Raw genomic sequence first — 13,112 nt, 5'->3', positions numbered from 1 at the left:
CGAGTCGCTTAGTAGGCTCGTACCATTATGCAACCGCTAGGTAATTATGACTGACCCCGCTCTACATACGCTTATTACAACGACGTCAGCAGCACTGCTAGCGTACATTGCACTGTGGTCAGGGCTACAAACGTTTAATGCCAATCCTACCAAGCGCTTTATGCGTATTTGGGTGAAGCTAGCATTGTATTATGCTGCTTATACGATGCCTGTTTGGGCGATATTGCTTATCATGGTTTGGTCACAGGAGCTGATGCCGATGTTAGCGCAGCTATCACTATCTGCCGTACTGATGGCAATATTGATGATGGGCTTATACTTTTATACTGTCATTGTACAACCTAACCGCTTACGATTAGAGCATCATTCTATTGACTTAGATTTGTCTACACCGCTCAAAGTAGCCGTATTGGCAGATTTGCGTATAGGAATATATGGTGGTAAGCCGCGTCATATTCGCAAGCTGGTCTCTACTATCAATGCCTTATCGGCAGATGCCGTACTGATTACGGGCGACTGGCTATACTATCCTAGTGCAGACTTGGTGGGTCAGTTAATGCTATTTAAAGGGGTGAATAAACCTGTTTATACGGTCATGAGTACCTCAGACTTGCGTTATCAATCTATGAATACGACCAAGCAAGGTCAGCCATTATTAGAAGATACATTGGCCAGTACTTTTGATGTACTCGACATCAATTATATTGGTCAGCAATGTACGTCACTACCACTCAAATGTGCAAGAGCGAAAAATAAGCAGTCAGTCGTCAATCAGTCGACTAATCAAACTAATAATCAAGACAGTGTTGAGCAAGAAAGTTCAAATATAAATCCATTAGTAGCGGTACTTTGCGGCTGGCAAGATGTGCCCAAGCAATCTACAGATATCGAAACGTCAGAGGCGACTGATAAAGCAATGCTTGGAACAGAGATTGCCAATGCCACCAGTCCAGTGATTATCTTGGCATCACGATTTGATAGTATCAGTGATCTGCCAAAATCTTTACAACCACGCCCTTTATTGATAACCGGCGCTGCAAAGGCTATTCAAAAAAATATCCTGCTTGCTCAAAAACAAAACGATATTCGACGCAGTAGTGAGCAGTCAGCATTGCTATATAACAGTCGCATGGGTAAGCAGCGCGGCTTATATCAACATGCAAGTGCACAGATATTTGTTAGTAGCGGCATCGGTACGAGAGGGTTGCCTTTTCGATTCTATCGACCTACTATCGATGTGTTGACGATTCGTTAATATTACATAAGAGACTTATCAGCGTACGTTGATTACGCTAAACTGCTCCTTTAATGATGTAACTATTCATCTACAAGGTTTTAGTTCAAGTTCTATAAATTTAAGCAAAAAATAATACACGTTTTTTGGTACTAAAATTATGGGCTGACTGTCAATTGATTGATAGCGGTCAAATCAAAATATGCTACACTAACGAGCACTCTTATTATTATATTTCTGTCGGTTAGTAAGTACGCCTATTACTCTTGGTAGATTGCCATCACGATACTAATATCGTAGATATAATAATCTATGGTACAAACGCTATTATAGTAAGTAGAGACGCAGCATTAACATCAAGTAAGTTACGCCATCAGCGTTTATCAACGCATATAAAGCAATGGCCACTTGCAAACGACCTATCATGTGACAGCTTTAATAAAAGCTAGGATAATACAGTAAGGCACGGTTATGAGCACAGCATACGACGAGATCAAAACCCGACTACAAGGCTCAATGGTAGCCTTGGTAACGCCCATGCACCCTGACGGTAAGGTCGATTATAAACGTCTCGCAGATCTCATAGATTGGCAGATAGAGCAGGGCACACACTGCCTTGTGGCTGTTGGTACTACTGGCGAATCAGCGACCCTATCTATGCAAGAGCATAGCGATGTCATTCGCTATTTTGTCCAGCATGTTAAAGGTCGTGTACCGGTCATCGCGGGTACTGGTGCCAACAACACGATGGAAGCCATCAAACTGACTCAGGATGCTGCCGATGCAGGTGCAGATTGCGCGCTGCTCGTTGCTCCTTACTACAATAAGCCGCCACAAGAAGGCTTATTCCAGCATTATCAAGCCATTGCCAAAGCCGTAAATATACCGCAAATGCTGTATAACGTGCCTGGACGTACAGTGGTTGATATCGCTCAAGAAACGGTCGAGCGTTTGTGTGATATCGATAATATCGTTGCTATCAAAGATGCGACAGGATCTGTCGGTCGCGGTGAGCAATTGATCAAAGCCGTTGGTGACAGAATGGTTGTGCTATCTGGTGATGACGGCACTGCACTTGATCTAATGAAAGTAGGCGGCAAAGGCAATATCTCAGTCACTGCTAACGTGGCACCAAAAGCCATGAGTGAGACTTTTTCTGCAGGTTTACGTGGTGACTTTGAAGCGGCTGGTAAAATCCATGACGTGGTCAAGCATCTGCACCGTGACCTATTTATCGAATCAAGCCCTATCCCAGCGAAATACGCCTTGCATAAAATGGGCATTATCGATAAAGGTATCCGTCTGCCATTGGTTTGGCTCGCGGAGCAGCATCATGCGACTATCGATGAAGCATTGGTTCGAGCAAACATACGATAAATTGATATTTAGCCAATTGATATTCGGCGATTTAAGACTTGCTGCACATTAGATAAGTGCCATTCGAGCTAGCAGCAAGTCAACTTATCATGATAAGTCCATCGCCTACATGAGCAATAACTGCTAACTCAGAGAGACAACATGATGACAGTAACATCAAAGACAGCATCATCAACGAAAAAATTATTTCCAGCAATGCTGACCTTGGTTTTGGGTAGTACTTTGGTATTGAGCGGCTGTCAAGCAACTAAAAACTTGCTTGGTAAACGTGACAACGGTAGCTTAGATTATCAACAAAGCAAAAAGCTTGCACCGATAGAGCTACCTGCCGCACAAGAAACGGCACCCTTTGTACCTTTGTATTCAACACCTAATGCTGGGGCAAACACACTCCAACTACAAAATGAGTCAGGCAATCAGTATCAGCTACCAAAGCCTCAGCGTGCTGTTAGCAGCACTTCGAACTAAACTTATTCCCTTATCTATATCGCTGACTGTTGCGTTTTTTATCATAGCCGCAAACCATGTATCTTACATCAGTCAGCGGTAGCTGCGCGTTTTTACCACATAAGCTTGAACGAACAGGAACCCCCATAATGCAAAAGCAACAACTGCTGTATAAAGGTAAAGCCAAGTCTGTCTATGAAACAGAGGACAATGATCTTCTGATTTTGCACTTCCGTGATGATACCTCAGCGCTTGATGGTAAGCGTATCGAACAATTAGCACGTAAAGGTGTGGTTAATAACCGCTTTAATGCTTTTATCATGCAAAAATTGTCTGATGCTGGTATCGAAACACATTTCGAGAAGCAATTGTCTGATGACGAAGTGTTGGTTAAACGCTTGGACATGATTCCTGTAGAGTGCGTGGTGCGTAACTTTGCAGCTGGTAGTTTGGTGCGTCGTTTAGGCTTAGAAGAAGGTCAGGCATTGACGCCGCCAACTTATGAGCTTTTTTATAAAGATGATGCGCTAGGTGATCCGATGGTTAACGAATCACTTTCTGTATCTCTTGGCTGGGCGACCAAAGAGCAACTGGCTAAGATGGAAGAGCTAACCTATCAAGTCAACGATGTATTAAAAGCATTGTTTGATGCGGGTGATTTAATCTTAGTTGATTTTAAACTAGAGTTTGGCGTATTCCATGACCGTATCGTGTTAGGTGATGAGTTCTCACCAGATGGCTGCCGTATCTGGGATAAGAACACTAAGAAAAAACTTGATAAAGACCGTTTCCGTCAGTCATTAGGCGATGTGATCGAAGCTTATGAAGAAGTCGCTGACCGTATTGGTGTACCATTAAAATAAGTATCAGATACTTAGCATAAAATAAAAACTGAGCCATGTGCTCAGTTTTTTTATGTCATTATATTAATGTTGGTTCCCTAGTGAGGACTTGAACATCTGGCTATAGGCTAGGAGTATCAAGGTTTAAAATCTCTGAATTGGTTGCAGTGTACTTCATGGTGTACTTACCATAAATATTCCATTAGTGATCGGTGCGCTATACAGGTATCGGAATACTAACATTAGGTATAAATTTATATACCATGAAATTGATAGTATGAGTCGTTACGAACGTTATGTTAAATGGTTTTGACTAAATTATTCTGAGACGAAATAATATGAAACAAGAAGAAATTAGAGAAAAAATGACCATTCTTATTGATAAGTTATTATCAAATACTTTAAGTGAGCAAGAAGATAACAAAGTTTTGGATGAAATCAGTCGAATTTCTCCATATCGATATTGGAGTGATTTAATTTTCTGGACTAACGACTACGTTGATGAGATTGATGGAAATCTTAAGTTAAAGCACGACGAGTTTTTTGATGAGGTATTTAACGGTTCTAAATTAAATGAAGAAAAGAAAAAACAGAAAATCAAAGAACTTTTGGCACATTTAATAACAAATGATTTTTCAGGTTTACCGATACAGTCTAGCATGGCTGTAAGCGCTGAAATTGATAGACTATCTCCTGATAAGAATTGGTGGGCAATCCTACATCCGAATACAGGCGTTTTGAATCCAGAGTTTATGGATAGAGAAGGTGATTTTAATTATGAACTGTTTGTTGAAAAGCTATTTGATTAGCATGAGTCTATTATTTGAGAGTATAGTTCCCATGTAGGGTGTCGAACCAGCGAAAGCACCTGATTGGTCATCCTAATGTATACCCCAACGGAACCAGCTATTTCACTCGACAAACCTATTAACAGACCACTTAAAACAGACTGCCATAATGGAACCACTTATAACAGACTGCAATTCCTATCTATTTATCAACCTGTAATACCCTTTAGGCACAGGCTGGTAGTTTAGCTCGTATAAAAAATCAAACATAGCGCCAACACTGTCCTCGATACCTTATCTTATTTTTATGCTAATTTGTTATTGCTTACTCATATCAATTAGACCATAAAAATAAGAAAAGGTTTTGCTAATGTCTACTGCCTCATCAACTGTTTTGGAGCCTGACTGGTTCGCTCGTCCAACCTGTGTGGTCGCTGCTGACCTGATTGGTAAAGTCTTATGTCGACAGTTAACCGATAGTGATGGACAGCAAAAAACGCTACGTATGCGTATCTCTGAAACCGAAGCCTATATTGGTCAAGATGATCCTGCGTGCCATTCACATGCAGGTACTCGAACGGCACGCACAGAGATTATGTATGAGCAAGGCGGTGTGTTCTATGTCTATTTGACCTATGGCGTGCATCATATGTTAAATTTGATTAGCGGCTCTGTAGAGTCGCCTGAATCGGTATTGATCCGCGCTGGGTTTTTGACTGATGATAGTGACCGTCTTATTGAAGAGCAACAACTCAGTTCAGATAAACAGTTTACACATCCTAAGCAGTTCGCAGGTCCTGGGAAATTGACCAAACGCTTGCAAATTGATCGTCATTTATATGGCAAATCTATTTCGCCATCATCAGACGTTTGGATAGAAGATGATGGCTGCCAGCCACCTGTATCACTACGCCCACGTATTGGTATTGATTATGCAGGTGACGCAAAAGACTGGCTGCTACGTTATATATGGACTGATCACCCTTCTTTATCTAAGAACTAGCAGATTGAGATTCAAAACCATTCTATAAGGTAAACCTATGTATAAGTTGACTGTTTTTATTCCTGATGCAGCGTTAGACCAAGTGAAATCTGCTCTGTTTACTGCTGGTGCTGGGAAGATTGGAAACTATGAGCAATGCTGTTGGCAGGTACGAGGAGCCGGTCAGTTTATACCATTGTCAGGTAGTAATCCGCATATTGGTACACAGGATAGCTTAGAAACGGTCGATGAGTGGCGAGTAGAAATGGTGGTAGATGAAGCTTTTATCGATGCTACCATTGCCGCGTTAAAAGAAGCGCATCCCTATGAAACGCCAGCTTATGATGTGATAAAAGTTTTGAATTTCTAGTTTTATATAGAAAAATATTAGCTTATTGAGTGTAAGAATTCTCATAAAAAAACCAAATAAGCCACTTGATGACTTATTTGGTTATAAAGTTTTTAATGTTCCAACTTAATATTAATAGTGAATATCAGACCCTAATAATTGATTAATCTTTTTTAAGTTTAATCACGTTGTAGCTTGGATAGCCTAGCTCGATTTTATAATCATCGCGTCCACGTTCAGCCTTTATCTTAATCTTACGATCACCGTTTTTATATTTGACGTCTTTGACGCGATATCCCATGCTACGGACTTTACTAGCAGCTCGTTGCTCGACAACGGAGACATAGCTGTCTTTATCGTTCTTTTTGTCTTTGTGTTTTTTATGCCCTTTATTGTCCTTATGAGTATGCTCGTATAGGTCGTCATAGCCATTGTAGCCATTCGGCGCAGTCACACAGCCTGTGGTCACTGCCAATAAGGCTGCGACTATGCTGCCAGTCGCTACCGTTTTTAACGTCGAAAATGATAGAGTTTTCATAATGATTTCCTAATAATATGTCGTTGCTCAATATGGATAAAAGCTAAATGTACCGAGGTAATTAGTTAAAAATGCTGAAAGTAATCAATCTTTTCTGACTTTGATCACATCTAAATTTGGATAACTTAATAATATTTCGTACTTCTGTGAACCGCGTTTGGCCTCAATTTCAAAGACGCCTCGCTTGTTTTTCTCTTCAAGCTCGATATCTTCAACACGGTAGCCCATAGCCCTTACTTTGTTGATAGCACGGCGTTTGATAGTTGGGTAACGTGCTTCTCTTTTAATAGTGTCTTCAACATCGCCTTTTTTATAGCGCTGACCATTTTGATAATTACCTTGATGCTTGTTTTCTTTATAGCGGTCATTATTCTTTTGCGACTTATTATTATCCCAGTTATCTGGCCATGCTCTTTTGCTTGAGCTGATGAGTCTTAGGGTAGGGTAAGTATATTTTAGCTCGTAGGCTTGGTTGTTCTTTTTAGCATAAGCCGTAAGAGCTCGATCACCACGGTAACTATCAGCTCTGATATCTATAACCTGATAGCCTTTGCGGCGCAAGTCTTGTCGAAGCTGCTGACTTACGCGATTAAAATTATTGTTCTGGCTATTATTATCACCACGATATACGGGCTGATTGTCATATCCTGGACCTACAACCGCACAACCCACGGTCGTACCCAATAAGGAAGCGACAAGACCGATAGACAAAGTGGCCTTAATAGAGAAGGGTTTTATTATGTTCATGAGGCAATATCCTATGATGGTATTAAATAGGCGATATATGTTAAAAATATCTATAACTGCTATAACTATAAGATTTTAAAAGTATTCTGGCGAATTAAATTAAATCGTCATTAATAAGTATCTCTAGTGATTTATTTTTCGAAATATTTCCTTACATTATCTATAATAGAGCACAAAACTTTGCGCTAGGTGTCATTTGCGTTAATAAGTTGTAATAATTGTGGCAAGTAAAATAGATTGTTGTAAGCATATGCTTACACGCAATGACGTTTACGCGACTTAACATACGAGTGAGAGTTAGGCATTATAGTCACACGGCATTAGGAAATGTGACTCAAGGATTGAGTTGACCGCATTAAGGATAATGATTCGATAACTAGCGTCAGGATGACAATAGCGATTGAAGTAAGGACACAGTCCCTTTGCTGATAGCAGCAAGTAATACTGAAGCTGTAGTGTAGTAAAAAGGGCAGGATGCCCAGTATCACAATATACTGAATATTTGTGCAAGGATGCATGAAAAGCAGTCGTGATAGGTAACATGGATAGTTAACAATAAAACCGCATAACAATTGATTGCTATGCGGTTTTATCGTGTCTGGAGAATGGTAATTTATTTCTCCAACAGATTATCTGTACAGTATAAATTTGCCATAAAAAAACCGCATATATTTCTATGCGGTTTTTCAGTTTATTCAGTACAGTAGTTATGAACTAAATATATTAATATTTGTTTTCTACACGCCAGTCATCTACTTCACGCTCTGCGTCTTCTTTGGCATGACCATAGCGCTCTTGTACGCGGCCTACTAGCTTGTCACGGCTACCTTCGATATGGGTAAGGTCATCATCTGTTAGCTCGGCCCATTTTTGTTTAACCGAACCTTTCATTTGGTTCCATTCGCCTTTTAGAGTATGTTCGTTCATTGTATTATTCCTTTTATTGAACTTATTGTGTTTGATTTATTTCTTAATAACTATTTTGGTTCTTATTTCACGATTTCGATTACTGATACTACTATTTAATTTTTATTCTAATTATATTGCACAAGGATAAAGGATGGGTTCCAAATATCTTGTGAGATTAAATATAGGACTTTTCAATTCAGCTGTCTGTATATGCTATGTTTATAGTGTTACTTAATTATAGTGAGCGTTTACTAAGTGTTATCTACAGGGCTGCTGTAGTAGTCCCACGTAAATTGCGTCTATTGTGCGTGATAATAATTTTTTCTATGAATTTATTTTTTATATGAATATTAAAAAAATATATCATTATTCGAAAATACTTATGTAGATAAAAAAGCAGATACTCAAAAATAGAGTAGCTGCTTTTTTATTGTCTTTGAAATTGATTGAAAGTTATTTCGTCGAATATTTATTCAAGTACTGATGATAGCGTTTGGTGAGTTTCTTTATTCGTATACGATCAGAAATTAATGAGAAAATTGGCGACGCATTTGGTTTGGGTGATTTTCCTTGCCCCATGCGTTGTAATTGTCGTTTGATGACCGCCATTGTAGCAACTGCACTTAAGGTTTTATCTTTCCAGCGTACCACAGGATTGTGAGCACTAAGCGTACTATCACTTTTCCAGTCATTCGGTAGAGCAGGGTTCATGGCTAATGCGGTTCCCATACCAACCACGTCAATCCCTTGCGCCAGTACATCTTCTGCGACAGCCAATCGCCTAACGCCACCTGTCGTCATGATAGGCATGGTAGCGACTTGAGCAATCTCCTTTGCAAAGTCTAAAAAGTAAGCTTCTCGTTGCAACGTGCGACCATCAGCTGTACTGCCTTGCATGGCTGGGCTTTCGTAACTGCCACCTGATAATTCGACCAAATCTACGGCCAATTCATTCATCGCTAAAATAACCACTTTAGCATCATCTGCATCGAATCCTCCGCGCTGGAAATCGGCCGAGTTTATCTTAACAGCCACTGCAAAGGTAGGCGCAACTTGAGCACGAACGGCTTTGATTACTTCGATTAATAATCGCATCCGATTCTCAATCGAACCGCCGTATTCATCTTTACGTTTATTAGTAAGCGGTGATAAAAATTGAGAAATTAGATAGCCGTGGGCGGCATGAATTTGTACACCATCGAAGCCAGCTTGCTCTGCTTTTAGGGCACTATCCGCGAACCGCTGTATCAGTTGCTCGATATCTTGCTGCGTCATCGCACGCGGTTTACCAAATAGATGAGAGTGCTTACCTAAATCTATCGCTACGTCAGAAGGTGATAGCACATCGCCGCCCATGGCAACATATAATTGACGACCAGGATGATTGAGCTGCATCCAAACCTGTGTATTGTTGTGTTTAGCAGCATTTGCCCACGCTCTAAAAGGCGCTATCTCACTGTGTTTGTCTAATACGACACCACCAGGCCCTGTCATAGCGCGGCCATCGACCATCACGTTTCCCGTGATCAACAGACCTGTACCGCCTTCTGCCCAGTTTTTATATAGATGGAGCAGAGTAGAGCCAGGGACTTGACCGACATCAGCCATGTTTTCTTCCATGGCAGCTTTTGCTAAGCGGTTGGGTAAGGTAGCGCCACAAGGCAGCACTAAAGGGGAGAATGCAGGTGATGTCATGATAGTGGCCTAAAAATAGTTGTTTTGTGAAGCATGAGTTCTACTATGGGTTTGGCTATAGACATATGGTTTAAATGACTATAACCTTATAGCTAAGATATTCGCTGTCGGCAGTTGACCATTATCATCACATTTTTTTGGCACAATAGCACCTAAGGTAAATTACTGGTGTGTCGATATAATTATCTATTGAATAGGAAGACCTCTGCATTGAATGTACTAACGCAAGATTTAACAGTCCCAGTAGAATCTAAACGTGAGCTAGCAAAAGCCAAGACTCGGCGTGCGTTATTAAAAAGTGCCTTGCGGTTGTATAGTTTGGAAGGTGCTCAGGGCATGAGCATGAATAAAATTGCCAAAGGTGCAGGTATTGCACAGCCCAGTTTTTACAATCATTTTGAGAGCCTAGAGGCGCTGCAAAACGAGCTGAGCACCCAACTAAAAGACAACTACCTATCACCGATGCGACTGGCATGGGTCAATATGCTCAAAGATTATGACCTGTTGAGTAAAGATCAGTTTAATCAGCAATGTCGACAATGCCTGATTATGATTTTTGATTCTGCATTTGAGAATATCGCACTGTTTCAACACTTGCTCGAAGACCGTCCTAGATTTAGTGACAATATAGAAAACCAGTCATCATTAAATAATGGACTGGGCAATCTGATTACCGAAATACAAGAAGAGTGGACAGAGATATTCATTCAGGGATTGCAGTTATCTAATCGTACTTGCGAGCGCAGTGCTGTCAATCTATGCGTCGATATGGCGGCGGCACAAGTACATGAGTTGATATTGGGCTGTCATCAGCAGCGTTACTCAAGGCAACAAGCGATTGCCACGTTGAGTATCAGCTTTGATGCACTGTTCGCCAATTTTTTGCACGGAAGCAATACTAGTCAGTAGTGATAATAAGCAAAAATTATTGTCATGAAATCTAGAACAAAAAACACAACAGGGAGAGTGACTATGGCCACCACCACGGCTGCACCAACGTTAGGCGAAACGCAAACGCATTTTAGAACTTGTACATTGTGCGAGGCAATGTGCGGCGTCGAAATAAAACATGATGGCGAAAAAGTCTTGTCGATTAAAGGGGACAAAAACGATCCCTTTTCGCAAGGCTATATTTGTCCGAAAGCCACCGCTTTGCAAGATTTGCATGAAGATCCTGACCGTTTACGTCAGCCGGTAGAGAGAACGGCTGACGGTTGGAAATCTATTAGTTGGCCAGAAGCGTTGGATAAAGTCGCCGCAGGTATTCAATCCATACAGCAAAAGTATGGTCAAAATGCGTTAGGTGTTTATCTAGGCAATCCTAACGTACACAACATGGGTGGTATGTTGACCATCAAACAACTACTTACCAGTTTAAAGACGCGCAGTCGTTTTTCTGCCACTTCTATCGACCAGCTGCCACATCATATTATTAGCATGCATCTGTTTGGTCACATGCTGCGTATTCCAGTTCCCGATATCAATAATACGCAATATATGCTTATCATCGGTGGCAATCCGTTGGCTTCTAACGGCAGTATCATGACTGCGCCCAACATGCGTCAAAAGCTAAAAGATATCAAAGCGCGCGATGGTAAGGTAGTAGTGGTTGATCCAAGACGTACCGAAACCGCAGACATCGCTAGTGAGCACCACTTTATTCGTCCAGCGACGGACGTATTGCTGTTATTGGCCATGCTCAATGAAATCTATACGCAAGGCTATGCCAAGCTCGATACTAGAGTGGCGGCCTTGGCACCCGAGATCGATCGACTTGCTTTGTTTGCTGAACAATATACGCCTGAGTCAGTGGCAGACATCACGGGTATTACCGCAGCCGAAATCAAACGTATCGTCAAAGAGTTTTGTGAAGCGGAAAGCTCTGTTTGTTATGGCCGTATGGGCATCTCAGTGCAAGAGTTTGGTTTGCTCAGCCAATATCTATCTATGGTCATCAATATTGTCACGGGTCGTTTAGATGAGGTGGGCGGACTCATGTTCCCGAATCCTGCTGTCGATGTTGTGAATAGCTCTGGCCCAGGCTATCTGGGTAAACGTCATAGCCGCGTCAGCAATTTGCCAGATTTTAATGGTGAGTATCCCGTGGTTGCGATGGCAGATGAGATGTTGGTAGAAGGGGAAGGCCAGTTAAAGGGATTCGTTACGGTCGCTGGCAACCCTGTTCTGAGTACGCCAAATGGTGAAAAGTTGGATGAAGCACTATCTCAGTTAGAGTTTATGGTTTCGCTTGATTACTTTGTGACTGAAACCAGTCGCCATGCCAATATTATTCTGCCGCCTGTATCGCCATTAGAGCGCGACCATTATGACATTACTTTTAATGGTTTTGCCGTGCACAATGTCGCCAAATATTCGCCTGCTTTGTTTGATAAAACTGACGATACCAAGCATGACTGGGAGATTTATTTAGGACTGGCAGAGCGCTTAGATAAAGATGCGCCAGAAGCAACGCAAAAAGAACGTGCCGCGACAAAAGCCTTTGGTCCTAAGTTCTTGTTAGAGCAAGGTCTTAAGTATGGACCTCATAAAGAGGTGACATTCGAAGCACTGGTTGAAAATCCGCATGGTATCGATTTGGGTCCGCTGCATCGTATGTTGCCAGAGGCTATTAAACACGCTGATAAACAAATTCATCTTCATGTTGATTTTTATCAGTCAGATTTGGCCCGTGTCAAAGAAATGGTGCAAGAGTATGACAGTAGCCAAACGCTGCTCATCGGCCGCCGTCATGTGCGTAGTAACAACTCATGGTTGCACAATAGCCATCGACTGGTAAAAGGTAAGTCTCGCTGTACATTGATGTTGCATCCGCAAACGGCAGCGCAACATGGTATTGCAGACGGTCAAGATGTCAGAGTAACTTCTCGAGTAGGTAGCGTGGTCATCGCAGCAGAAGTGACGGATGAGCTGATGCCAGGTGTGGTCAGCATTCCGCATGGCTTTGGTCACGGTCGTGAAGGCGTTAAGCAAAAGATTGCTCAAGCACACGCAGGGGTTAGCGTCAACGATTTGACCGATGAGACGTTGATTGATCAGTTGAGTGGTAATGCCGCCGTTAACGGTGTGCCTGTGCAATTAGAAGCATTGGATATGGGTGTTGATGGTTTATCTGCTGCTACAGACAATGTAGCAGAAGGCGCACTAGCATAAAATTAATGATAAGTTTGTAGAAATACAAAAAAG

General features: G+C 41.5%; 13 protein-coding genes. 9 read left to right on the top strand and 4 right to left on the bottom strand.

Annotated features, from left to right (window positions below):
- Nucleotides 1-46 precede the first annotated feature (46 nt).
- From ACI2IW_RS07065 to ACI2IW_RS07035, 7 genes are all read left to right on the top strand, one after another.
- Nucleotides 47-1,255 carry a hypothetical protein gene (locus ACI2IW_RS07065; protein WP_404693168.1) on the top strand — a complete coding sequence of 403 codons (1,209 nt, stop codon included), beginning with the start codon at nucleotides 47-49 and terminating at the stop codon, nucleotides 1,253-1,255.
- A 450-nt stretch (nucleotides 1,256-1,705) separates the two neighbouring features.
- Entirely contained in the window at nucleotides 1,706-2,611 is a 906-nt protein-coding gene (dapA, locus tag ACI2IW_RS07060) for a 4-hydroxy-tetrahydrodipicolinate synthase (protein ID WP_101204579.1), read from the top strand.
- Between the two features lie 141 nt (nucleotides 2,612-2,752).
- A complete protein-coding gene (locus ACI2IW_RS07055; protein WP_404693167.1) occupies nucleotides 2,753-3,079 on the top strand; it encodes a hypothetical protein in 327 nt (108 codons plus the stop codon).
- 128 nt (nucleotides 3,080-3,207) lie between these two features.
- Entirely contained in the window at nucleotides 3,208-3,921 is a 714-nt protein-coding gene (gene purC / locus ACI2IW_RS07050) for a phosphoribosylaminoimidazolesuccinocarboxamide synthase (protein ID WP_057757995.1), read from the top strand.
- Nucleotides 3,922-4,238: 317 nt separating this feature from the next.
- A complete protein-coding gene (locus ACI2IW_RS07045; protein WP_404693166.1) occupies nucleotides 4,239-4,709 on the top strand; it encodes a hypothetical protein in 471 nt (156 codons plus the stop codon).
- Between the two features lie 349 nt (nucleotides 4,710-5,058).
- Nucleotides 5,059-5,691, top strand: a complete 633-nt coding sequence (locus ACI2IW_RS07040) for a DNA-3-methyladenine glycosylase (RefSeq protein ID WP_404693165.1) — start codon at nucleotides 5,059-5,061, stop codon at nucleotides 5,689-5,691.
- 37 nt (nucleotides 5,692-5,728) lie between these two features.
- Nucleotides 5,729-6,040 carry an NGG1p interacting factor NIF3 gene (locus ACI2IW_RS07035; RefSeq protein ID WP_404693164.1) on the top strand — a complete coding sequence of 104 codons (312 nt, stop codon included), beginning with the start codon at nucleotides 5,729-5,731 and terminating at the stop codon, nucleotides 6,038-6,040.
- 142 nt (nucleotides 6,041-6,182) lie between these two features.
- Here the strand turns inward: ACI2IW_RS07035 and ACI2IW_RS07030 are convergent, their stop codons facing one another.
- The 4 genes from ACI2IW_RS07030 to ACI2IW_RS07015 all read right to left on the bottom strand — a co-directional run bounded on the left by ACI2IW_RS07030 (nucleotide 6,183) and on the right by ACI2IW_RS07015 (nucleotide 9,908).
- Complete coding sequence (locus ACI2IW_RS07030; RefSeq protein ID WP_102090887.1) at nucleotides 6,183-6,557, bottom strand: hypothetical protein; 375 nt, start codon at nucleotides 6,555-6,557, stop codon at nucleotides 6,183-6,185.
- Between the two features lie 84 nt (nucleotides 6,558-6,641).
- Entirely contained in the window at nucleotides 6,642-7,304 is a 663-nt protein-coding gene (locus tag ACI2IW_RS07025; protein ID WP_404693163.1) for a hypothetical protein, read from the bottom strand.
- Between the two features lie 723 nt (nucleotides 7,305-8,027).
- Nucleotides 8,028-8,231: a CsbD family protein gene (locus tag ACI2IW_RS07020; RefSeq protein WP_057758006.1), complete on the bottom strand. Its 204-nt coding sequence runs from the start codon at nucleotides 8,229-8,231 to the stop codon at nucleotides 8,028-8,030.
- Nucleotides 8,232-8,666: 435 nt separating this feature from the next.
- Nucleotides 8,667-9,908 (bottom strand): NADH:flavin oxidoreductase/NADH oxidase family protein, encoded by a 1,242-nt coding sequence (locus ACI2IW_RS07015; protein ID WP_404693162.1) that lies wholly within the window; start codon nucleotides 9,906-9,908, stop codon nucleotides 8,667-8,669.
- A 210-nt stretch (nucleotides 9,909-10,118) separates the two neighbouring features.
- Between ACI2IW_RS07015 and ACI2IW_RS07010 the strand changes: the two genes are divergently transcribed.
- Nucleotides 10,119-10,817: a TetR/AcrR family transcriptional regulator gene (locus ACI2IW_RS07010; RefSeq protein ID WP_404693161.1), complete on the top strand. Its 699-nt coding sequence runs from the start codon at nucleotides 10,119-10,121 to the stop codon at nucleotides 10,815-10,817.
- A 63-nt stretch (nucleotides 10,818-10,880) separates the two neighbouring features.
- Complete coding sequence (locus tag ACI2IW_RS07005; protein ID WP_404693160.1) at nucleotides 10,881-13,079, top strand: molybdopterin oxidoreductase family protein; 2,199 nt, start codon at nucleotides 10,881-10,883, stop codon at nucleotides 13,077-13,079.
- The last annotated feature ends 33 nt before the right edge of the window (nucleotides 13,080-13,112 follow it).

Origin of the sequence: Psychrobacter sp. NPDC078501 (assembly GCF_044900935.1) — a bacterium.
GTDB lineage: Bacteria > Pseudomonadota > Gammaproteobacteria > Pseudomonadales > Moraxellaceae > Psychrobacter.
This window is presented reverse-complemented; position numbering and strand designations above follow the sequence as displayed.

Excerpts from the sequence above, each read along its gene's own strand:
- ACI2IW_RS07065 (WP_404693168.1), top strand. The coding sequence starts at position 47 with ATGACTGACCCCGCTCTACATACGCTTATTACAACGACGTCAGCAGCA.
- dapA (WP_101204579.1), top strand. The coding sequence starts at position 1,706 with ATGAGCACAGCATACGACGAGATCAAAACCCGACTACAAGGCTCAATG.
- ACI2IW_RS07055 (WP_404693167.1), top strand. The coding sequence starts at position 2,753 with ATGATGACAGTAACATCAAAGACAGCATCATCAACGAAAAAATTATTT.
- purC (WP_057757995.1), top strand. The coding sequence starts at position 3,208 with ATGCAAAAGCAACAACTGCTGTATAAAGGTAAAGCCAAGTCTGTCTAT.
- ACI2IW_RS07045 (WP_404693166.1), top strand. The coding sequence starts at position 4,239 with ATGAAACAAGAAGAAATTAGAGAAAAAATGACCATTCTTATTGATAAG.
- ACI2IW_RS07040 (WP_404693165.1), top strand. The coding sequence starts at position 5,059 with ATGTCTACTGCCTCATCAACTGTTTTGGAGCCTGACTGGTTCGCTCGT.
- ACI2IW_RS07035 (WP_404693164.1), top strand. The coding sequence starts at position 5,729 with ATGTATAAGTTGACTGTTTTTATTCCTGATGCAGCGTTAGACCAAGTG.
- ACI2IW_RS07030 (WP_102090887.1), bottom strand. The coding sequence starts at position 6,557 with ATGAAAACTCTATCATTTTCGACGTTAAAAACGGTAGCGACTGGCAGC.
- ACI2IW_RS07025 (WP_404693163.1), bottom strand. The coding sequence starts at position 7,304 with ATGAACATAATAAAACCCTTCTCTATTAAGGCCACTTTGTCTATCGGT.
- ACI2IW_RS07020 (WP_057758006.1), bottom strand. The coding sequence starts at position 8,231 with ATGAACGAACATACTCTAAAAGGCGAATGGAACCAAATGAAAGGTTCG.
- ACI2IW_RS07015 (WP_404693162.1), bottom strand. The coding sequence starts at position 9,908 with ATGACATCACCTGCATTCTCCCCTTTAGTGCTGCCTTGTGGCGCTACC.
- ACI2IW_RS07005 (WP_404693160.1), top strand. The coding sequence starts at position 10,881 with ATGGCCACCACCACGGCTGCACCAACGTTAGGCGAAACGCAAACGCAT.